General features: G+C 65.0%; 17 protein-coding genes. 1 reads left to right on the top strand and 16 read right to left on the bottom strand.

Annotation, left to right across the window (positions count from 1 at the left end):
* Positions 1 to 119 precede the first annotated feature (119 nt).
* The 11 genes from R2834_20525 to R2834_20575 form a co-directional block, all read right to left on the bottom strand.
* Positions 120 to 1,697 carry a kelch repeat-containing protein gene (locus tag R2834_20525; protein MEZ4702731.1) on the bottom strand — a complete coding sequence of 526 codons (1,578 nt, stop codon included), beginning with the start codon at positions 1,695 to 1,697 and terminating at the stop codon, positions 120 to 122.
* Between the two features lie 78 nt (positions 1,698 to 1,775).
* The gene (gene hutH / locus R2834_20530; protein MEZ4702732.1) at positions 1,776 to 3,302 is read right to left on the bottom strand and encodes a histidine ammonia-lyase; all 1,527 of its coding nucleotides are present in this window, start codon (positions 3,300 to 3,302) and stop codon (positions 1,776 to 1,778) included.
* Positions 3,303 to 3,339: 37 nt separating this feature from the next.
* Positions 3,340 to 4,245, bottom strand: coding sequence for a UTP--glucose-1-phosphate uridylyltransferase GalU (gene galU, locus R2834_20535; protein ID MEZ4702733.1), 906 nt, complete (start codon positions 4,243 to 4,245; stop codon positions 3,340 to 3,342).
* The gene (locus tag R2834_20540) at positions 4,242 to 5,264 is read right to left on the bottom strand and encodes a hypothetical protein (GenBank protein ID MEZ4702734.1); all 1,023 of its coding nucleotides are present in this window, start codon (positions 5,262 to 5,264) and stop codon (positions 4,242 to 4,244) included. Before R2834_20540 ends, galU begins: the two co-directional genes overlap by 4 nt.
* Positions 5,265 to 5,526: 262 nt before the next feature.
* Complete coding sequence (locus R2834_20545; protein MEZ4702735.1) at positions 5,527 to 8,217, bottom strand: PA14 domain-containing protein; 2,691 nt, start codon at positions 8,215 to 8,217, stop codon at positions 5,527 to 5,529.
* Between the two features lie 160 nt (positions 8,218 to 8,377).
* Positions 8,378 to 8,737, bottom strand: a complete 360-nt coding sequence (locus tag R2834_20550) for a transmembrane 220 family protein (GenBank protein ID MEZ4702736.1) — start codon at positions 8,735 to 8,737, stop codon at positions 8,378 to 8,380.
* 4 nt (positions 8,738 to 8,741) lie between these two features.
* Positions 8,742 to 9,749, bottom strand: a complete 1,008-nt coding sequence (locus tag R2834_20555; GenBank protein MEZ4702737.1) for a sugar phosphate isomerase/epimerase family protein — start codon at positions 9,747 to 9,749, stop codon at positions 8,742 to 8,744.
* Positions 9,750 to 9,791: 42 nt separating this feature from the next.
* The gene (locus R2834_20560) at positions 9,792 to 10,964 is read right to left on the bottom strand and encodes a Gfo/Idh/MocA family oxidoreductase (protein ID MEZ4702738.1); all 1,173 of its coding nucleotides are present in this window, start codon (positions 10,962 to 10,964) and stop codon (positions 9,792 to 9,794) included.
* 117 nt (positions 10,965 to 11,081) lie between these two features.
* A complete protein-coding gene (locus R2834_20565; GenBank protein ID MEZ4702739.1) occupies positions 11,082 to 11,990 on the bottom strand; it encodes a TIM barrel protein in 909 nt (302 codons plus the stop codon).
* A 67-nt stretch (positions 11,991 to 12,057) separates the two neighbouring features.
* Positions 12,058 to 13,371 (bottom strand): Gfo/Idh/MocA family oxidoreductase, encoded by a 1,314-nt coding sequence (locus tag R2834_20570; protein ID MEZ4702740.1) that lies wholly within the window; start codon positions 13,369 to 13,371, stop codon positions 12,058 to 12,060.
* A 78-nt stretch (positions 13,372 to 13,449) separates the two neighbouring features.
* Positions 13,450 to 14,295: an SUMF1/EgtB/PvdO family nonheme iron enzyme gene (locus R2834_20575; GenBank protein MEZ4702741.1), complete on the bottom strand. Its 846-nt coding sequence runs from the start codon at positions 14,293 to 14,295 to the stop codon at positions 13,450 to 13,452.
* A 10-nt stretch (positions 14,296 to 14,305) separates the two neighbouring features.
* Here R2834_20575 and R2834_20580 point away from each other — a divergent pair, with 10 nt between their 5' ends.
* A complete protein-coding gene (locus R2834_20580) occupies positions 14,306 to 15,322 on the top strand; it encodes an FAD:protein FMN transferase (protein MEZ4702742.1) in 1,017 nt (338 codons plus the stop codon).
* Here the strand turns inward: R2834_20580 and R2834_20585 are convergent.
* From R2834_20585 to R2834_20605, 5 genes are all read right to left on the bottom strand, one after another.
* Positions 15,304 to 16,170: a sugar phosphate isomerase/epimerase gene (locus R2834_20585; GenBank protein ID MEZ4702743.1), complete on the bottom strand. Its 867-nt coding sequence runs from the start codon at positions 16,168 to 16,170 to the stop codon at positions 15,304 to 15,306. The two genes, R2834_20580 and R2834_20585, sit on opposite strands and share 19 nt — an antisense overlap.
* A gap of 127 nt (positions 16,171 to 16,297) precedes the next feature.
* Positions 16,298 to 18,022 carry a GMC family oxidoreductase gene (locus R2834_20590; protein MEZ4702744.1) on the bottom strand — a complete coding sequence of 575 codons (1,725 nt, stop codon included), beginning with the start codon at positions 18,020 to 18,022 and terminating at the stop codon, positions 16,298 to 16,300.
* Between the two features lie 99 nt (positions 18,023 to 18,121).
* Complete coding sequence (locus R2834_20595; protein ID MEZ4702745.1) at positions 18,122 to 19,849, bottom strand: GMC family oxidoreductase; 1,728 nt, start codon at positions 19,847 to 19,849, stop codon at positions 18,122 to 18,124.
* Positions 19,850 to 19,929: 80 nt separating this feature from the next.
* On the bottom strand, positions 19,930 to 20,493 hold the full coding sequence (locus R2834_20600; protein ID MEZ4702746.1) for a gluconate 2-dehydrogenase subunit 3 family protein: 564 nt from the start codon (positions 20,491 to 20,493) through the stop codon (positions 19,930 to 19,932).
* A 112-nt stretch (positions 20,494 to 20,605) separates the two neighbouring features.
* On the bottom strand, positions 20,606 to 22,120 hold the full coding sequence (locus R2834_20605) for an MFS transporter (protein ID MEZ4702747.1): 1,515 nt from the start codon (positions 22,118 to 22,120) through the stop codon (positions 20,606 to 20,608).
* Positions 22,121 to 22,130: the final 10 nt, after the last annotated feature.

The following is a 22,130-nucleotide window of genomic DNA, read 5'->3' on the forward strand; positions in this document are numbered from 1 at the left end:
CGGTAAAAATGCACGCGAACTCCCATACGCTTCTCACGTCCACGGCGAGAAAGCGATGGCCCTGGCACAGGGATGCCGGGGTGCTCCTGCACCCTATCGGCATCCGGGCTAGCCGGCCCTCACTTCAGCAGCGTCACCACCCGGCTGGTCGAAAACCCTTCGCCCTGGACGCGTACGAGATAACGTCCGCCGGCGAGCGTCGTCCCGTCGATGGCGATGGACGTCGGCTGGTGCGCCAGGACGATCCCATTAAACAGCAGCCCCTGATGCCGGCCCAGGATGTCGTAGACATCGACCCGCACCTGCTGATCGTGCGGCACGGTCAGCGTAAAGTGTGCTTCGGGGTTAAACGGATTGGGGTAGATGTCGTCCATGAAATAGCTGCCGTCCAGGTCCACCAACACGTGGGTCTGCGAACTGAACGCCACGCCCCCGTCGAAGTCGATCTGCTTGAGCCGGTAGACATGCCGGCCCGGCGAAACGCGGGGCACCGTGTACGCATAGCGCTGGCGCGCATTGGTCGTGCCGGCGCCGGGGACGAAGGCGATCGTTTCGAATCGTCCGTTTCGTTCTTCCTGCACCTCAAAGCCGGCGTTGTTGGTTTCGGACACCGTCTCCCACCGGAGGTGGACGGCGCGCCCATCGGCCAGGGCCTGGAAGCCCGGCGCCAGCTCGACCGGCAGGTTCGTCTCGCCGCTCGTCTCGTAGACCTCGAGCGAATTCAGCTCGGGGCCGCCCCCTTTTTCACCGGAGCCCGCGGCGATGTACAGGTTGTCGTTGTAGGCGATGGCCTGCGTGCCGTGCCGGCCGGTGACGAGGTGATTCAGCGACGTCCAGGTCCCGGTAAACACATCCAGCGCCTCGACTTCGTTGTGGGCGAGCTGCTGCGAGGTTTCGCCGCCCAGCACCACGATGTAGTGCCCGAACGTCACCGACGTCGATCCGCCGCGCGGCGTGGGGATGTCATTCGCCAGCGTCGACCAGTTGCCCGTGTTGAAGTCGTACACATCGACCGGGTCGACGGTGTCGGGATTCGACCCGTTGCGTCCGCCGGCCACATAGAGCTTGTTGCCGTACACGGCGGCATGGAAGTGATCGCGGGCACGCGGCGCCGGCGTCAGCGCAGTCCACGTATCCGTGTTCGGGTTGTATTCCGAGAAATCGGCCTTCCGGATGGCCGAGCCGCTATGCCCGCCGACGCTCCCGCCCACGACGTAAATCTTGCCGTTGTACACCGCCGAGCCGGCCGAGCCCCGCTGGAAGGCCTCGGGAATTGCGGGGCCGGTGCTCCAGGTGTTGTTCGTGGTGTTGAACGTGTAAATGTTGGGTACGGTGAGCTCGTCCGGGAAGGTCGCCGTGTACGCGCCGACCACATAAATCGTCGTGCCGATCGCGACGGCCTGGAAGTGATGCAGCGAAATGGACGACGGGGGCAAGGGTCCGTTGGTCCAGGTGCTATCCACCGGGTTGTAGATCTCGATGCGATTCGTGCCGCGCCCCCCGAGCAGGTAAAATTTACCCCCCACCTCAACGAACGCATTCTCGTGCCGCTGATCGGGGTCGTTGGTCTGTTGCACCTGCCGCCAGACGAGCGGCGACTGGGCCAGGGCCGGCGGCGCCTGGTTCAGGCCGATCCAAACGGCGGCAAAAAGGATCCAGCGAGCGGTAGTATGGGGGGCGCTAAAATTCGATTTCATCGGTAACTGGAGTCGTGCTCCAGACATGTGTTCCAATCAGGTAGGCGAGATGGCCGGGAATCACAAATCGTTCCACGATTACGCCGGCAGGCCGATCAACGGCCCCGTCGCTGACTCCACGGTCGTCACAAAATCCGGACTCCGCACAATCTCCGTGCAGGCGTTCAGATCGTTCTTGAAATAGTAGTCGCGCTCGCCGTGGGGCACGCGCGACCGGATATACCGGTGCGCCACTTCCACCCCCCGACCCGGCCGCAGCGGATGTCGGAAATCGAGCGCCTGGGCCACGGTAAACGCCTCGATCGCGAAGACCTGTTCGACGTTCTGGAGTACCCGCAGCAGCTTCAAAGCCCCTACGCTGCCCATGCTCACGTGATCCTCCTGCCCCAGCGAGGTCGGGATCGAGTCGACGGACGCCGGATGGCACAGGACCTTGTTCTCTGAAACGAGCGCCGCGGCCGTGTATTGCGGGATCATGAAGCCGGAGTTGATGCCGGTTTCCTTCATGAGCAGCGCCGGCAGGCCGTCGTGCCCTTCCAGCAGCAGGTAGGTCCGCCGCTCGGAGATGCTCGCCAGCTCGGCCAGCGCCATAGCCGCAAAGTCGTACACCAGCGCCAGCGGTTGGCCATGAAAATTCCCGCCGCTCAGGATATCCCCGTCTTCAAACACCAGCGGGTTGTCGGTCACGCTGTTCAGCTCGGTCTCGACCACCGAGACGGCGTGGCGGAGGCTGTCGCGGCTCGCGCCGTGGACCTGCGGGACGCAGCGCAGGCTGTAGGGATCCTGCACCTTGCCGCAGAACCGGTGCGAGGCGAGGATCTGACTCTCCGCCAGCAGCCGGCTGACGTTTTCGGCCACCTCGCGCTGTCCGCGATGCGGGCGGATCGCGTGGATCCGCAGGTCGAACGGCACGATACTGCCCTGCAGGGCTTCCAGGCTCATGGCAGCCAGTATATCGGCCACCTGGACGGCATGGATAGCGCGATGCAGAATAAATGCGCCGTACGCGCTCATCATCTGCGTCCCGTTGATGAGCGCGAGGCCGTCCTTGGCGCGCAGGGCGATCGGCGCGAGGCCTTCGCGGGCGAATACGGCGTCGGTCGGCTCGACGCGGCTTCCGTCGGCATCCCAGAAAAACCCGTATCCGAGCAGCGGCAGCGCCAGATGCGCCAGCGGGGCGAGGTCGCCCGAGGCTCCCAGGCTGCCCTGCTGGGGCACGGCGGGAATCAGGTCGCGCTCGGCCATCACCAGAAGACGCCGGAACGTCTCTTCCGAGACGCCTGAATAGCCGATGCCGAGCGCGTGGATCTTGAGGAGCAGCATCAGCCGGCAGATCGGACGCGGAATCCAGTCCCCCACCCCCACCGCATGGCTCAGGATGAGGTTCTGCTGCAGCGCCTCGATTTGCTCCGGCGGAATCCGTTTGCTCTTCAGGTACCCGAAGCCGGTGTTGATGCCGTAGTGCACGGCATCCGTCCGCAGCACGGCGTCGACGAGGGCGCGGCTGGCCGACACGGCCGGCGCCCCGCGCGAAAGCTGCTCGCGGCGGCGTTCCAGATCGTCATAGAGGTTGGCCACGGTGACCCGTTCACCGAGGCGGTCCATCCCGAGATCCGCTACGCTGGCTCCTGTTTCCAAAACGTCAGGCCGCTTCCTGACGAAGCGGCAGTTGCTTGATGAGGTGCTCGAGGATCGCGTCGCGGGTGTCCTCGCGCCGGAGCGCAAAATCGAGGAAACACTTGGCGTATTCGACCCGGTTGCCGATGTCGTACCGTTTGGCGTGCCAGTCGAGCGCATACATCGCCTCGCGCTGCGCCAGCATGTTCATCGCATCGGTGAGCTGGATTTCACCGCCGACGCCCTCGGTCGTTTCGTTCAGGCACGAAAAGATTTCGGGCGTGAAGACGTACCGGCCGGCGATCGCCAGGTTGCTGGGCGCCTTGCCCGGAGCAGGTTTCTCGACGAGGTGGTCGAGCCGGACGAGCTCGTGGTTGTCGGGCTCGGCCTTGCCGGCGACGATGCCGTAGCGGCTCACCCACTCGTGCGGCACCTTTTGCACCGCCACCACGCTCGCCTGTTTCTCCTCGTACACATCCAGCAGCTGACGCAGGCCGGGCCGCTCGTCGTCGATCGGGTTGATGATCGTGTCGCCGAGGAGCACGGCGAACGGTTCGTCGCCCATGTGCTGCTGCCCGAGCCGGATGGCGTCGCCCAGACCGCGCTGCACCTTCTGGCGGATGTAGAAGATCGACGCCTGTTCGCCGATGTCGCGAATCTGTTCGAGCATTTCCCGCTTGTTGGCCTGCACGAGGAAGGCTTCGAGCTCGGGCGAATAGTCGAAGTGGTTTTCGATGGCGCGTTTGCCGCGGCCGGTGACGATCAGGATGTCCGTGATGCCACTGGCGATGGCCTCCTCGATGACATACTGCAGCACCGGCTTGTCGATGATCGGCAGCATTTCTTTCGGCATCGACTTGGTAGCCGGCAGGAAGCGCGTGCCCATGCCGGCCGCGGGGATGATGGCTTTTCTTACCCGTTGTTTGCTCATGCGTGGACCTCTTCCGGAATGAATTCGATGACTGGTTGAATGAGTCGGGCGCCAAACGCCTCGTAGGCGGCGCGGAGCCGCTGCAGGCGTTCGGGGTCGCCGTCGTACGCGCCTACGATGGCGCCGCCCGAACCGGCAAATTTGGTGTGGGCCCCGAGGGCGCGACCCGTTTCGATAAGTCTGACATTGCCTTCGCTGATCCGGACGAGCCGGGCCCGAAGGTCGAAATTGGCGTCCATCAACGGCCCGATCTCGTGGCCGCGGCCGTCGGCGATGAGCCGGCGCGCCTCGTCGGCGAAGCCGGCGAACGTCTTCATGCCGTCCATCACCGCCCGATCGCCGCGATTGAAGCGGCTTCGCAGGTCGTTGTGGGTGATTTCCGTGCCTTCCGACAAGTTGTCGTGATAGGCGACGAACAGGTGCGGCAGATTGGCCACCTCGACGTACTCGTACAGCCCGTAGCCCTGCCGTTCGATCAGCTCGCGGTCGAAATCCATGTAGACCGCGTTTTCGTACACCTGGATCACCCGATCCTGGAGGCCGGCGCCGATCCCCAACTCATCGGTCTCTACACGGAGGATCAAATTGGGAAACTGCGGCTGCGCCACCTCGACCCCGTAAAAGCTCATGAGGGCGCGCATCGTCGCGGTGATGATGCCGCTGGAGCCCGCGAGCCCCACGCGCACGGGGATGTTCGTGCGGTACTCGATGGTGAAGTTGCGCCGATCCAGCTGGATGCCGTGATCGTCGCAATAGTCGCTGAAGGTCTTGATGGCGGCCTTGATGAGGCGGATGCCCCCGTAATAGCCGTTGAGCCGCACGTCCGACACCAGCGCGTCGCGGCTCTCGAACGTCAGATGGTCCCGCGGGCCGGGCATGATGACCATGCGCGGCGACTCATACAGCGTCACCTCGGCCGCGAAATTGCGGATGATGAACGAGATCGTCTTCCCGAAATACCCGTCCGACGGGTTGCCGATCAGACCGGCTCGGGCGTGGGCCCGGGTACGGAGCATCATAGGCGCACAAAAAATTGCACCCCCGTCGGCAGCCGGTGTGGGACTGAGACAGGTGTGGATGGAATGGTCTTGGGGAGTGCCTGGACGAATACCGCGCAGCCGGAGAATCGAGTAGGGTGGGCGTCTCGGCGCCGGCGTGGGTGCGCGCGAAAAGGTCACGACTCGCACTACAAGACGCGTACCGAACGCATCCTGCGAATCGCCGCCCAATATACGGTATCGGCAGGGCCGAAAAAAAGCGAAACGCGTCGCGCTTTGCGTCTCATCGCACGACACTCGCCGTGTCGGCCCGGGCGGCATCGAACAGGGCGTTGACGGTATACCACGCCTCGTTGCTCCAGAGCCGGTCCCCGGCGGTGGAGCGCATCTCCGGATCGAGGGTGAGATAAATGACTTCGCCGGCCTCCAGCGACGGCACGTCCAGCCAGATGCGTTTCCCGTCGTCCGAGCGTTTGACGGCGGCGACCTCCAGTCGGCGAACGCCCGACCGGTTGCGGCCGCTCAACCCATCGAGCGTGTAGGACGCCAGGCGGCCGGCCGCGGCGGGGTCGACCGGCTCCGAAAACTCGAGTTCAAACCCGCCGGGCCGCAGTCGCATCGCGTACAGCTCGAACGGACGGGCATCGGCGGGGGCCAGCGCGTAGAGGGTCGGCGCGTCGTCGGCGTCGGGTATCCCCCAGATCGACCCGAAACGGGCCGCGCCGGCGAAGAGGACGCCCCCCTCTCCCTCGACCAGCCGGTTTGCCCGAAATCCGATATCGCTTGCGAATCGGTACACCGCGCCCTGCGCGACGCCGTCGACTTCCTCCCGGGAGACGCGAAACAGGCGCTCCGCGTTGGTGTCGCCCACGAGCAGCTGCCCGGCGTACGGTCCCTGCGTGATCGGCAACGGCTGCGAGGGCGAAACGCTGACCTCCAGCGGCGGCATCCAGCACAGCGTGACGGAGTCGGCGGGCATGGGCGACGTCCGATCCAGATCCGCCGCCGGCACCTGCACGAGGCGCGAGGCCCCGAACCAGGCGTTCTGATAGTCCGCCGCGACGAGATTCCCCTCGGCGTCCAGGGCCATGCCGTTGGGCATCTGGAGGCCGGAGACCAGGGGCGTGTACGAGCGGGAAAAATCGAGGCGCACGAGCAGGCCGGCATCGGGGACGGGCTCGATCATCATGGCGCCGGACGCGTCCACGGGGCGGCTCAATCCGCCGAAGAACGCTCCGTCGCGGTAGGCGAGCCCGAACGCGTACTGGCGATAGAACGACGTCCGCCGCCAGCCGTCGGCCACCACATGCGTCGCCTCCACGCGGTCGTCGGCATTTTCGTCGAGGAGCTGCGTCACGTCGTAGGCCTGCATCGCGAACAGGGCGTCGTCGACGGCTACGAGTCCAAGCGGCGAGGCCAGACCCTCGGCGTAGGGTTGGAGGTCCTGCCGTTCGGCCGATTCATTGCGCGGGTCGACGAGGTAGACCGCGCCGTTGTCGTGCCAGGTCGATACGGCCAGGCGGCCATCGGACAGCATGGCGAGGCCGCCAACCGGCGCACGCAGGCTGCGCGGCGCGACGGGGCCGATCCGGTAGGCGGGATGCATCCCCCTCGGCGCGATGGCGCGGGACGCCAGGGTCCAGGCCGGCGCGTCGGTCCGCACCAGTTTCCTACCCTCCGATACGGCGGCCCGCTCGACGTGCGGCGTCGAAAGCACGCCGGCATCTACCGGCGCAAACACGGTGGCCCACGGCGGCTTCCATTCGAGCGCCAGCCGCTTGCCGCCGGTCGATTGAAAATGGTCGATCACCAGCGGATGCACACCGACCGGCAGCGCGATCGTCGCCGGCGGCGAGGGCTCGGCGGGGTGCCGGCCGTCGTAGTCGATCAGCAGCGTGTCGGCGATGGTGAGGCGCGCGCCGTCGTCGGCCACGAGGCGGAAGGCGTAGTCGCCGGCGACGGCGAGATTGAGATACCCCGTGACCTGCGTGACGAAATAGAACGACGCGCCCCCGAAGTCCGCGTCGGTGCGAAAATCGAGGTCGGGATGCACGCGATGCACGTTGGGGAGCTGCCCGGGCGCGAGCGTGGCGAGGCTGTCCATCGGTTGGCCGATGTCGTAGACCTGGAGGGTGACGCCGGCGGCATGGGCCGCGCTGCGCACGAGCGTCGGGCCGGACTCCAGCTCGGCCAGGGTGCGCAGCCGGACCGGGGGCTGCTGCTGGAAGGACGCCGTCGACGCGAAGGCGTCGTCGCGGGCCACCTGCCGGAGCATATCGGGCTCGAAGCGCGTCGTGAGGACGGCGGGCCGGCCGGCCGCCGGCATGACGATCCATCCCGCCACATCGTAGGTATTGCCCCAGACGTGCCGATGCCGTTTCCCGTGGGTGCGGAGCAACAGGCCGTCGTACACGATGGCGTCGCGGGATGCCAGATGCGTGACGTCGATGCGGTGCAACACCTCGACGCCCGGCGTCGCCTCGACGACGACGAAGCGCCGGCGCATCTCGGGCTGACCGGCTTCGGAGAGGACAAGCTGCGGCGTCTCGTCGATGCGGACAAAGACGCTGTCGCCCAGCGACACGGCATAACTCAGCACGACGTGGTCGGCGGCGAGGCGATAGCCGACATAGGAAAAGACGGCGGCCGTGTCCCGGCCGGCCAGGCGCAGACGCCAGGCGGCGTCCCGGTCGTCGCGCTGGAGCACCTGCCCGCGCAGGGCGGCGTGGCCGGGGTACCCGGGGACGCCATCGATCCGGTCGGTGTCGAGCGACCCTTTCCAGACGCGAAAGAGGCTCCCCTGCTGGAGATCGTAGGCTGCCCAGTATTCCGGATGCACGCCCACGGACAGCACGCGTCCCCGTTCGTCGAGGCCGCCGTGCACGACGGCGGGCCCCGACGCGCGCGGCTGGGCGCGGACCGGGGCATACCAGCAGATTACGACCAGGATGAACAGAGCATGCAGGGAACGCATGAACGCACCGGGTACGGGCAACGGGTGGAGACGACGAGATGGGGGGAGCGGGGCCGGCCGCGACGGAAGCCGGCCATAAAAAAAGGGCACGACGCCCGTGTGGCGCGTCGTGCCCTGGATGTACGTCTGCCCGGGCCGAAGGTTCAGCGCGGGCGCATCATCATCCGCGGCTCCTGCGGTACAGCACCAGCGACAGCACGCCCAGCCACACGATCATGACCACCAGGCCGCCCGATTCGCGCAGGTACTCGTTCTGCATCCAGGCGTCCACTCCGAAAATCGAGCTCTGAAGCTGGATCCGGGAGATCCAGACGAGCGCCCAGACGACGAAGAGGCCGGCGACGATGGCCACCGGCGCCAGCGATACCTTGTTGAACATGTACAACGCGCTGAGCACCGCCGTGGCGCCGTAGGCCAGCACCCAGATGGGCGCCTCGCCGTCGACATCGTTCAGCTGGTAATACGTCCACACGAGGAACAGGAGGGTCATCCCTCCGCTCAGGATGTTGAGGAATTTCATGGTCTTACTGATTGTCTTTCGCAAAAGCGGCATCGAACGCGCCGTGCGCCGGCGCGAAATCCACGCCCTTGACGAACGAGCACGCTTCCTCGGCGCCATGTTCGCGGTCCATGCCGGAGTCCTCCCATTCGATGGAGAGCGGCCCGGCATAGCCTACGCGGTTGAGCATCCGAATGATCTCCTCGAAGTCGATCGAGCCGCGGCCGATCGAGCGGAAATCCCAGAAGCGATCGCGGTGCCCGAACTCAATGTGGCCGCCGAACACGCCGGCTTCTTTCGGCTTGTCGGACCACCAGACGTCCTTCATGTGCGCATGGTAGATGCGGTCGCCGAAGGTCTCGATGAATCCGACATAGTCGACGCCCTGGTAGCCGAAGTGGCTGGGGTCGTAATTAAAGCCGAACGCCTCGCGATGCCCGATGGCTTCGAGCGCCTTGCGGGCCGACGAGATGTCGAAAGCGATCTCGGTCGGGTGCACTTCGAGGCCGAATCGGACGCCCACCTCATCAAAGACGTCGAGGATGGGATTCCAGCGATCGGCGAAGTCCTTGAAGCCGGCCTCGATCATCTCGGGTGGTACGGGCGGGAAGGAATAGAGCAGGTGCCAGATGCTGCTGCCGGTAAAGCCGTTGACGACCTTCACGCCGAGCCGGGCGGCCGCGCGCGCGGTGTCCATCATCTCTTTCGCGGCACGCTGGCGGACGCCTTCCGGATCGCCGTCGCCCCAGACGTGGGGCGGCAGGATGGATTTGTGCCGGATGTCGATATTGTCGCATACGGCCTGGCCCACGAGGTGATTGCTGATGGCCCAGACGCCGAGGTCATATTGGTTGAGGATATCGTGCCGGCTCTGGCAGTATTTCGCATCGCTCAGGGCTTTCTGAACGTCGAAGTGATCGCCCCAGCAAGCCAGTTCGAGGCCGTCGAAACCCATGTCGGCGGCTTTTTCTGCGAGCTTCTTGAGCGGCAGGTCGGCCCACTGGCCGGTGAAGAGTGTTACGGGTCGGGACATAGGAATTAGCGATTAGCCGTTAGCGATTGGTGATTGCGCCGTTCAGGCCGGCGGCGTGTAGCTGGCATCCACCCATCCTTTCTTCTTGCCGCTTTCGACGGCTTTGTGGATGAAGTGCACGCCGACGGCGCCATCCTGAACGGTGGGGAAATCGGTGTCGAAGGGCCCGGGCTTTGCGCCGGAGAGCTTCGCGGCGATGGTCCGGGCCGCGTTGACGTAGATGTTCGCGAACGCTTCGAGGAACGCCTCGGGATGGCCGGACGGAAGGCGCGTGTTGTGTTTCGCCGGGTCGGTCAGGTAGCCGTTCCCGCGTTTCAACACCTCTTCCGGACCGCCGTTGGTTCGCAGGTGCAGGTAGTTCGGATGCTCCTGATGCCACTCCATTGAGGCCTCGGTGCCGTAGATCCGGATGCTGAGGTTGTTCTCTTCCCCCACCGAGACCTGCGAGCAGTAGAGCACGGCCCGGGCGCCGCCCTTGTAGTGGACGAGCATGTTGGCGTCGTCCTCCAGCTGCCGGCCGGGCACGAACGTGGTGAGGTCCGCGCAGAGGCGGTCGATCTCCAGCCCCGTGATGTAGCGGGCGAGGTTTTCCGCATGCGAGCCGATGTCGCCGATGGCCGAGGAGACGCCGGCCTGTTTCGGGTCGGTGCGCCAGACCGCCTGCTTGGCGCCCTCGCCTTCGAGGAAAGTGGCGAGCCAGCCCTGCGGGTACTCCACGACGACCTTGCGGATCGTGCCGAGTTTGCCCTGGCGGACGAGTTCGCGCGCCTCCTTCACCATCGGATACCCGGTGTAGTTGTGCGTGAGCGCGAACACGGCGTCGTATTTCTTGACCAGCCGGCACAGCGCTTCGGACTCCTCGACGGTCATCGTCATCGGCTTATCGCACACGACATGGAAGCCGGCTTCGATGAAGGTCTTCGCGATCTCGAAATGGGTGCTGTTCGGGGTGACGATCGAGACGAAGTCGATGCGTTCGCCCAGCGGCAGCTTGCTTTCCTTCTCGGCCATCTCCTTGTAGGAGCCATACACCCGGGACGGATCGAGAAACAGTTCACGCCCCTGCTGGGCCGATTTTTCGGGGGAGGACGAAAAAGCGCCGGCGACCAGTTCGATTTCGCCGTCGAGCGCCGCCGCCTTACGATGGACCGCTCCGATAAACGCACCCGGGCCACCGCCCACCATGCCGTATCTGATTTTTCTGCCTAGAGACATGTTTGAAAATGTTCAATGTTTAGGTTTTAACGTTCAATGCGTGGTTAAACAGATTCACATGCCGGTTCGAGGAACGCATCATCTCGTTCCTTAAACAGTTAACCTTGAACCTGCAACCTAAAATCCATCTACCTCCTGATAGGCGCGGATCAGCGCGGCCTCGCCTTCCTTGCCCTCGCCGGAAAGGCCGTGCTCCATACCGAGGATGCCCGTCCACCCCTTGGCGTGAATGTGTTTGAAGACATTCTTGTAGTTGATCTCGCCGGTGGTGGGTTCGTCCCGGCCGGGGTTGTCGCCGATCTGGAAGTAGCCGATTTCATCCCAGGCGAGGTCGATGTTGGGGATCAGGTTGCCTTCCTGGATCTGCATGTGGTACAGGTCGTCCAGAATCTTGCAGGAGGGGCTGCCGACGGCCTTGCAGATCTCGTAGGACTGCGGCGTGCGCTGCAGGAATTGCCCCGGATGATCCCGGAAGTTGAGCGCCTCCAGGACGATGACGAGGCCGTGCGGCTCCAGGATGTCGCAGGCGCGCTTGAGGGATTCGACGACGTTGGCCGTCTGGTAGTCGTGGTTCAGCCGGAGGTCGACATAGCCCGGTACGACCGTCATCCAGGTCGCGTTGACGCGTTTGGCGACATCGATGCAGCCCCGGATGTCGGCGAGGAACGCCTCCCGGAGGTCGGCCTTGCCGCTGGTGAGGCTGGGTTCGTTCCAGGAGATGGAGTGGGCCACGAACACGCCCATCTTCATCCCCCGCCGGCCCATCTCGGCGGCGATCCGCTCCTGGTCGGCCACGGAACGGCCCTTCATGCCGTTGTCCTCCATGGCCGTGAAGCCCATGTCGGCCATGAACTTGACCTGGTCGACGAAGTCCTCGCCGGCATGGTGCTTGAACATGCCGAAGTGGGGCGCATAATGCAACTTGAACGCGGCCGGGGACGGGTCCTTCAGCCGGTTGAAGGCCGGCGCGCCGAGCGCGGCCGTGCCGGCGGCGAGGCCGGACTTTACGAAGTGGCGACGATCCATGGTGGGGTTATGGTCTTTCGCAGCGCGCCGGGAAGCCGAGCGGATCGACTCCCCGGCGCCTGGCGTGTCAGAGAACCTGCGTCTTGCCGGGCACAGCGACCGGGTAGTAGCCATCCGCATCGGGCAACACGGGCGGCGGGGCGTCCCATGCGAACTTCTTCGGCATGAGGCTCAGGTTGGAGTTGAGCGCGTCGTTCCACTCGATCACCTGGCCCGAATAGGTGGCCATGCGCCCGAGCAGCGCCGTCATCGTGCTGTAGGCGCCGCGCTCGGCGTCCATGTACTTGCAGTCGCCGTTCGCGATGGCCTCGAACAGCTCGTCGTGCTCGACCTGGTAGGGGTTCGGATCGTTTTTGTCGTCATACTCCCAGATCGTGTGGCCGCTCTGCGTGAGCAGCAGGCCCGGGCGCGGCGCGGAGCCGTCGGTGCCCTGGAAGGCTTCGGTGACACGGCTCATCGTGCCCTGGATGTGCCGGCACTGGCTGTACATCCGGCTGCCGTCGGCATATTCGTACTCTACAAAATGGTGATCGAAGATCTCCCCGTACTCCTTGCCGGTACGAACCTGCCGGCCGCCCATGCCCTGGGCGCGGACCGGGTAGGCCTGCTTGACCCAGTTGCCGACATCGATGTTGTGAATGTGCTGCTCATTGATGTGGTCGCCGCAGAGCCAGTTGAAGTAGTACCAGTTGCGCATCTGGTACTCCATCTCGGTCTGTCCGGGCTTGCGCGGACGCACCCAGACGCCGTCGCTGTTCCAGTACACGCGCGACGAGGTGATGTCGCCGATCGCGCCGTCGTGGATGCGCTTCACCCATTCGCGGTAGACGTGCTGGTAGTGCCGCTGGAGCCCCACCACCACGTTGAGTTTTTTCTGCTTGGCGATCTCGGCGGTGGCGAGCACGCTCCGGATGCCGGGCGCGTCGGTCGCGACGGGTTTTTCCATGAACACGTGCTTGCCGGCGTCGACGGCCGCGGCGAAATGGATCGGCCGAAAGCCCGGAGGCGTCGTGAGAATGACGACGTCGCACCGGCTGATGACGTCCTTGTAGGCATCGAACCCGGTGAAGCGCGCGTCTTCGGGCACTGCGATGCGGGTTTTGTCGTCGATGGCCTCGTCGATATTCTTCAGGCTGTCGTCCAGCCGGTCGCGGAAGGCATCGCCCATGGCCACGAGGCGCACGTTCTGCGTCGTGCTCAGCGCCTGGACGGCGGCGCCGGTGCCGCGTCCGCCGCAGCCGACGAGACCGATCCGGATGACGTCCGCGCCCTGGGCGAACGCAAAATTGCCGGAAGCCATCAGGCCGGCCGTGGCGGCCGCCGTGGCCTGCACGAATTGCCGGCGTGACAGCGGGAAACGCGGGTCGTTATGCGTACTCATCGAAAGCACCTCCTGGGTTCGTTGTGCGAAGCACGTTTATGCGTTGGGTTGGTGTGCCGCCCTACGTCACGCAGCATCTTACGGCTCGCGTACGAGCCGAAATCCGACGAAGAACCCGTCGGAAAGCCACCACTTACTTTTCGGAATCTGGGGGTCGGTCTGGTTCCACGAGCGGGCCTGTTTGGCGCGGGCGTAGAGCTGGACGGCGCCGACCTCGTCCTGGAAGGATCCGCCGGCCGCGTACGGCTTGCCGTCGATCCCCGTGACCCATTCGGCGACATTGCCGAGCGTATCGTAGAGCCCGAGCCCGTTGGGCGTCTTCGAGGCCACGGGCTGCGTCTTGTCCTCCGAGTTGCCGGCAAACCAGGCAACGTCGGCAAGCGCTTCCGCGTCGAGCCGCGTGCCGATCTCCATGCCGGCCTGCGCGGCCAGTTGCCACTCGGCTTCGGTGGGCACGCGGTATTTCTTGCCCGTCTTCTCCGAGAGCCACTCCGCATAGCCCTGGGCCGCGCGGTACGTGATGCAGATGGCGGCATAGCCGTCGTGCCCGTACCCGTAATCCGGCGGCGCGTAGGGCCGGCTCGGACGCGACACGCCATCCTCATGCTGGGTGCGGCGCTCCGGCGGGAGGTCGAGCCGGTAGGCGAAAATATCGTATTCGTTCCACGTCACTTCTGTCTTCCCGATGAAGAACGGGGCGACATCCACCTGCACGTCGCCGCTGTCGGTCTGGATGGTCACCGTGCCGGCGGGGACGGGGATCATATCAAACGTCACCAGGGTACCGGGAATCGAGTCTTGGAGCAGCCCCGGGGAGGTCTCCTCCGCCGCGGCATCCCGCCGATCGGCCCGCTCGCTCCACCCCGCCGTCAACCCGAGCAGCACACACGCCGTCAGCGACGTCAGGCCGAACATCCTCATCATGTTTACCTCCATGCCGCCGTCGTCTGAAACGGTCATTCCGAGGCGCCACGGCGCCGCCGTTTCCGCAATCCTGGCGGTATCTATCGCCTTAAGTTGGATCTCCTGTCAGGCTCAGCCGACGCCGCCGGCCGAGCCTTATGAGTATACTCAACTCCATCTAGGTGTACAAGTCCGGATTGCGCTCTATGCCGGAAAAGAAGACGCGGCCCGGACGGCCGCGCGCGCCGCGTTCGCGCGCATCGCGGCGCTGGAGGACGTGTTCAGCGACTACCGGCCGCTCAGCGAGGTCCGCCGGCTGACGGCCGCCGCCGCCGGCACTCCCGTGCCCGTGAGCCCCGCCCTGTTCGATGTGCTCGCCGCCTCGGTCGCGCTCTCGCGCCGGACCGACGGGGCCTTCGACGTCACCGCCGCGCCGCTCATCCAGCTGTGGCGCGGCGTGCGCCGCGCCGGCGCCCTGCCCGACACGCCGGCGCTGGCCGAGGCCCGGTCGCGCGTCGGCTGGGACGCGATCCACCTCGACGCGCAGGAGCGCACGGTCACGCTGGGAAAAGAGGGTATGGGGATCGATCTGGGCGGCATCGCGAAGGGCTATATTCTCGACGAGGCGATCGCGTCCCTGACGGCGCACGGCATCCGGAGCGCCCTCGTGGAGGCCGGCGGCGACCTCGTCGTCTCGGGCCCGCCGCCCGGCCGGGCCGGCTGGCGCATCACGATCCCCGGCGCACCCGATTCGGTCGCCGCCTGGGCCGCCGCGCTCACCCATGCCGCCATCGCCACCTCCGGCGACACCGAGCAGTACCTGGAGGTGGATGGCATCCGCTATTCGCATGTCGTCGATCCCCGCACCGGCATGGCGCTGACCAGCCGGCTGATGGCGACCGTGGTGGCGCCCAGCGGACGCCAGGCGGACAGCTACGCCACCGCACTCACCGTGCTGGGAAAAGAAAAAGGTCTGGCCCTCCTCGGGGGAGAGCCAGACCTCAAGCTGTACGTCCGTTCGGCGGCGGATCAGGCGCCGGTCAGGTAGTTGTAGCTGTTTCGGATGCTGGCGATCGGGTCGGACGGCCGGTCGTGTTCGACCACATAATGTTTGAGCCCCGCCGTCTGCGCCTTCGCGAAGATCGGCGCAAAATCGATCCTCCCCTGCCCCACATCGGCCAGTTCGCCGGCGGCGTCGAGGTCCTTGACGTGGCAGAGGTGGAAGCGGCCCGGGTATTTCTCGAAGTAGGCGATGGGATCGGCGCCGGCATTGATCGCCCAGCACAGATCCAGTTCGATCGCGACGAGGTCGGGGTCCGTATTCTCGAGCAGCACATCCATCGGAAGCGTCGTCGCGCCGTCGATCGCCTCGAACTCGAACGAGTGGTTGTGGTAGCCGAACTGGAGGCCGGCGTCCTTGCACACCTTGCCCCACTCGTTGAACTTCGCCGCCATCGCCTTGAAGTCGTCCATCGTCTTGAACGGCAGCTCGCCCGGGTGCGGGCAGATGAGGTACTCGTGTCCGATGACCTTCGAGCGACTGATCAGGCCGGCCAGATCCTCCCGGATGAGCTGGGCGCTGACGTGCGTCGACGGGGAGCGCACGCCGAGCTCGTCGAGCAGCGCGCGGATCTGTTCGGCGGAGAGGTCGCCGTAGCCGGCGAATTCAAACTCCTTGTAACCGATCTGCGCCGCCTGACGGATGGGGCCGACGAAGTCCTCGCCCATGATCGAGCGGAGCGTGTACAGCTGCAAACCGACGGTCGTCAGATGCGGGCGCTGCTTGCCGACCGGCATCGTTTCGGCGGCCTGGGGCGTCGTTTCGCCGGCGCAATGGAGGGCGAAGCCGGCAAGCGCGGCGATGCTGGACTGCTGGATAAAGGATCGTCTGTTCATCTAAAATCTGGTAATCGCAAATCGCAAAACGGGAATCTACATGCACGATACAGGTCGGCCTTCGACCTTTCCCACAAGGCATGTTGCTGAGAACAGTGTGCCTTTTACGATTCGCATTTAATAATGACTACAGGTTCATCTTCTTCATCTCCTCCACCGCGAAGTTCGCCGCGCGCGCGGTGAGCGCCATGTAGGTGATGGAGGGATTCTGGTTGGCGGCGGACGTCATGCAGGAGCCGTCGGTGACGAACAGGTTGGGGACGTCGTGCGCCTGGTTGTTGCCGTTGAGCACCGAGGTCTTCGGGTCGCGCCCCATCCGGGCGGTGCCCATTTCATGGATGCATAGCCCCGGAGCGGCTGCACCGTTGGCGCCGTTGGTCTCGAATTCGTCGAAGGTATTGATGTTCTTCCCGCCGGCGGCGGCCAGCATCTCAGCGGCGCTCGACCGGATATCCTTCCGCATGGCGAGTTCGTTCGGGCCCCAGGTACAGTCGATGCGCAGGAGCGGCATCCCCCATCGGTCCGTCTGATCCGGATCCAGGGTCACGGTATTGTCCTCGCGCGGCAGGGCTTCGCCCCAGCCGCCGAGCCACCATCCCCAGGGCCCCGGATCGCGCAGGGTCTTCTTCAGCTCGGCGCCGAATCCCGGGATGCCGTTGCCGCGGCCCCAGCTCGCCCGGCTCGCCCCGCCCTGGAATCCGTATCCACGGACAAAATCCGGGTGGCGCGTCTCGCGGCTGATGTTGCGGAAGCGCGGCACGTAGATGCCGTTGGGTCGGTTGCCGACATAATAGCGGTCGTCGAAGCCCTCCATCACCGCCGTCGCGCCGACGCGGAAGTGGTGATCCATCAGGTATTTCCCGAGCGCACCGCTGGAGTTGGCGAGGCCGTTGGGGAAGCTCCGGGAGGTCGAGTTGAGCAGGATCTGCGTCGTCCCGAGCGTGGAGGCGCACAGGAAAACGATCTTGGCCCGGTATTCGGTCTCTTCGAGCGATTCGGCGTCGATGACGCGCACACCGCTGGCCCGGTTGGTCTGCTCGTCGTAGACGACGCTGTGCACGACGCTGTTCGGGCGGATGGTCAGGTTGCCCGTCGCGGCGGCCGCCGGCAGGGTGACGCTGAGGCTGCTGAAATAGGACCCGGTGCTGCACCCGCGCGCGCAGGGGCCGCAGTAGTGGCACGCCGCGCGGCCGTTGTGGGCCTGGGTGAGGATGGCGACGCGCCCGACCGTCATGTGCCGGCCGGGAAAGGCGCTCTGGATCCGGTCGCGCGTGTGTTTCTCTACGGCGTTGAGCTCCATCGGAGGCAGAAACTCGCCGTCGGGCAACTGCGGAAGCCCCAGCTTCTCGCCGCTGACCCCGATGTAGCGCTCGACGTGCGCATACCAGGGCGCGATGTCCTTGTACCGGATGGGCCAGTCGACCCCGTGACCGTCGCGCGCGTTAGCCTCGAAATCGAGGTCGCTCCAGCGATAACACTGCCGGCCCCACGTGACCGACCTGCCGCCGAGCATGTAGCCGCGCAGCCAGGTGAACGGGGCATCCTGCACATAGGGCTGCTCCTGGTCCGCCACGAAAAAGTGGCCGGTGGTCTCGTTGAACAGCCCCGGCTCGCGATCCATAAGCGGATTGGCCTCGCGCGTTTTACGGTCGTAGACGCGCCCCCGGTTGGGGAATTCCCACGGCGCCTTGTGCTCCGTGATGTAGTCCGCCCCATGAACCATGTTGCGGCCCCGTTCGAGGACGAGGACCTTGAGCCCTTTCTCGCACAGTTCCTTGGCCGCCCAGCCTCCCGAGACGCCCGATCCGACGACGATGGCGTCGTACGCTTCCATTCCCTGGTTGATATACATGCGATGCAAAGGCAAATGGCACATCTTAAAAGGCAAATGAGAACGATCCAATGCGATCTACCGAACTCAATTTGCGATTCAGGATCTGTAATCTGCGATTTAGAGGTTTCCGTTTTTCATCTCATTCACCGCATGATCCACGGCGCGCGCGGTGAGGGCCATATAGGTGATGGACGGGTTCTGACAGCCGGACGACGTCATGCAGGCCCCGTCGGTGACGAACAGGTTGGGGACGTCGTGGGCCTGATTGTAGCCGTTGAGCACGGAGGTCTTGGGATCGCGCCCCATGCGGGCCGTGCCCATCTCGTGGATACCCAGCCCTGGCGCGGCGTTGGTCGTGCCTTCGACGTAGTTGTCGTAGATGGCCACGTTCGTAAAGCCGGCGGCTTCGAGCATCTCCGCAGCGCTGGCACCCATGTCGCCGCGCATGGCCTTCTCGTTGTCGCCCCAGCCGCAGCTGATGCGCAGCGCCGGGATGCCGTATTTGTCCGTCACGGTCGGATCGAGGGTGACGCGGTTTTCCGCGCGCGGCAGGCATTCGCCGAAGGCGGTCATGCTGACCCGCCACGGTCCGGGCTCGCGGAGGGCCTCCTTGAGTTCGGCCCCGAAACCGGGAATCTGGGCGCCGCGGCCCCAGCTCACCCGGCCGGCCGCGCCCTGATAGCCGAAGCCGCGGATATAGTCGCGCCGGCGGGTGGCGGCGTCGATATTCCGGAACCGCGGGATATAAAAACCCGTCGGCCGGTTGCCGTAGGAGTAGCGATCCTCGAAACCTTCCGCGATGGCGCTGGCGCCGACCTGGAAGTGGTGGTCCATCAGATTCTGCCCCAGGACGCCACTGGAATTGGCGATGCCGTTCGGGAAGCGGGCATCCTGCGAGTTGAGCATGATCTGCGTGCTCCCCAGCGCCGAGGCGCAGAGGAAGACCAGCCGCGCCCGGAACTCCATCGTCTCCATCGTTTCGGTGTCGATCACGCGCACGCCGGCGGCCTTGCCGGTTTGCGGATCGAAGATGACGCTATGGACGACGCTGTATGGACGCAGCGTGAGGTTGCCCGTGGCGGCGGCGGCCGGCAGGGTCGACGCCTGGCTGCTGAAATACGACCCGGTGGAGCATCCGCGGATGCACGGACCGCAGTAGTGGCAGGCCGCGCGGCCGCCGAGCGCCTGGGTCAGGATGGCGACGCGCCCGATGGTGAGGTAACGTTCGGGAAAGGCCGCCCGGATGCGCTCGCGCAGGTGTTTTTCCACCACGTTGAGCTCCATGCCGGGCTGAAAGACACTGTCGGGCAGATGCGCCAGTCCGAGCGCTTCGCCGCTGATGCCGACGTGGCGCTCGACATAATCGTACCACGGCGCCACATCCCGGTAGCGGATCGGCCAGTCGACCGCAATCCCGTCGCGGAGGTTGGCCTCGAAGTCCAGGTCGCTCCAGCGGTAGCAGTGCCGGCCCCACATGATCGAGCGGCCGCCGACATGGTTGCCGCGAATCCAGGTGAAGGGTTTATCCTCGACGTACGGGTTTTCGCGGTCGTTGATAAACCAGTGCTGCGCCGTACTGTCGAACTGCCCGGTGCGCCGCTGGATCGCATAGTCGCGCTCGGCCACCTCCGTGGGCACCCGCCCGCGCATCGGCAACTCCCAGGGCGCCTTGTGTTCGGTGATGTAGTCCGTCTGATGTTCGACCGGCCGTCCCCGTTCGAGCACGAGGGTTTTCAGTCCTTTTTCGGTGAGCTCCTTGGCTGCCCACCCCCCGGATATCCCCGACCCGACGACGATGGCATCGTACGTATTGGTTTCCTGGGCGATATAGATCGATTTCTTCATGGCTCCGCAATCGCGTCAACAACGACGCGTCAATCGTGGAAAAACGCGGTATCTCGCGCGATCGGGCGCAGGCACCACGATCACGAGTAGGCGCGGCCCACCTCGGAATAGGGGACGTCGCCGTTGTAGTAGCCGGCCACGTGCACGTATTTCAGCTCCTGCGAGGCGCCGATTTCAGACGTGTAGTAGCCCGTCAGCGTCATTTCTTTCAGCAGGGTGAAGAACGGCTTGCCGCCGCCCTGGCTGGCCATAGCTTCCTGTTCCATCTGGGAAAGGATGGCCGTTTGCTGGGCCTCGTCGCAATCGACGAACGCCTTGTTGTGGGCGGAGCGCGCACGGTCGTTTACCGTGGAGAGCCCGGCCACGAAGCGATCACGGTCATCGGCGGCATACCAGTCGGTGAGCATCAGGTCGATGAACTCGTTGACGCCGGCGGCGCGGGCGCCGGGCGTGTCCGTCGTGGGGATGATGAGCTCGGAGAGCGTGGCGACCAGTTCATTCTGGTCGGCCGTGAGTGTTTTGGGGACGAACGCGGCGGTACCGCCTCCTCCTCCACAGCCGGCGAGGACGCCGGAGATGAGCGGCAACGAGAGCGTCCCTCCCATCACGGCGCCAACACGTTTGAGGGCTTCGCGTCGATCCATGGGGTGTTGGGGTTTTAGGTTCAAGGTTTAGGGTTCAAGGTTCCAGGATGAGGTTCAAGGTTCAAGAAAGGCATGGCCTCCCTTAAACCTTGAACCTCGAACCTTAAACCATTCAGTACGAGGTCGCCTCTTCGGCGTGCTCGGAAAGCAAGTCCTCGGCCTTGTAGCCACCGCGCGCGCGGTCGCGCAGCAGGAGGGCGCCGAAGACGACGATCAGGATGATGCCGAAGAGCGATAGCCCCTTCAGCGCGCTCCGTTGACCGTAGGTATCCGCCGCATGGATGATTTCCGACACCGAATTGGCGGCCGACGAGGCGCTACTGCTGGCCACGGCCGGGAGGCTTTTGACCTTGTCGATGGCGCGGAGCGCCTGCGTGGTCGTCACCGCCGGCAACGCGCCGTTCTGCATCTCGGACAGCGCCTGGTTGGCCATCGTGACCGCCTCGTTGATGGCGGCAGCGTCGTCGCCCGTGGCCGACAGGGTCGGCAGCGTGCGGCTGACTTCGTTAAGGATGCTGACCGTTTCCGTCGCCGGGATGCGGTCATGGCCGAGTTCGTCGGACACGGTGCCGACGTACGGGGTAACGAACGCGGCGGCCATCATGCCCATGGCGCCCATCATGCCGAGCCCGAGCGCACCGCTCTTCGGATTGTTTTCCGAGACGTAGCCCAGCATGGTCGGCCAGAAGTAGGCGATGCCGGCGGCCCAGATGGCGGCCGTGAAGAACAGCATGAAGGTGCTTTCCGCCTGGCTGAAGGCATAGAGACCGATCGTGGCGAGGACGGCGCCGCCGAAGAGGATGCCGGTCGGGCGCAGCACGCGTTCGACGGGGCCGGCGAGCAGGCGCAGCGTGCCCATGATGCCAAAAACGAAGGCGAAGACCAGGATGCCCGGGATCGTCCCGCTGGATTCGAGGTAGGGCGGCACCCAGCTCGAGGGCGGCAGCTCCATCGACGCCGTGATGAGCATCATCACGAGCATCATGAGCATGAGCGGCGAGGTGAAGCAGGCCTTGAGCATATCGCCCGTGCTCACGCCGGCCGCGACGCCTTCCGTCTGCGGGTACTTGGCCGTAAACATCATCACGCCATAAATCACGGCCGGGATGAGGATGAGCATGAGGCGCGTTTCCCAGGCGACGTCCATCGCGGAGAGCCCAAGGGCGAGCAGCGCCGCGATCACGTTTCCATAGGGAAACCACATGTGAAACATGTTCAGCTTGTGCGTCTTCGTTTTGGGATAGAGCGCAACGATAAGCGGGTTACAGCCGGCTTCCACGAGGCCGGCGCCGACGCCGGTCAGGAGCGAACCAACCCAGAGCATCGTGAAGTTCGAGGCGAACATCATGAGCAGGGCGCCGCTCACGTGGCCGACGAACGCACCGCGCACGATCGGGCGGATGCCGATCGTGTCGCACAGCGGGGAGAATATCACCTGTGAGAGCACGAATCCCCAGAAGAAGACGCCGCCGAAAAGGCCCAGATTGGCGTTGCTCAGGAGGAATTCGACCTGGATGTCTGTCTGAATCTCGCGCGTCACCGAGAAGGCGAATGCCGTCGTGATCAGAGATAGGCAGCTCCCCCAGAACAGCTTTTGGTGGTTGATGCCCTCGTTACTTGTTGTCATGGTTGGTGTC

Source organism: Rhodothermales bacterium (assembly GCA_041391505.1).
Taxonomy (GTDB): Bacteria; Bacteroidota; Rhodothermia; order Rhodothermales; family JAHQVL01; genus JAWKNW01.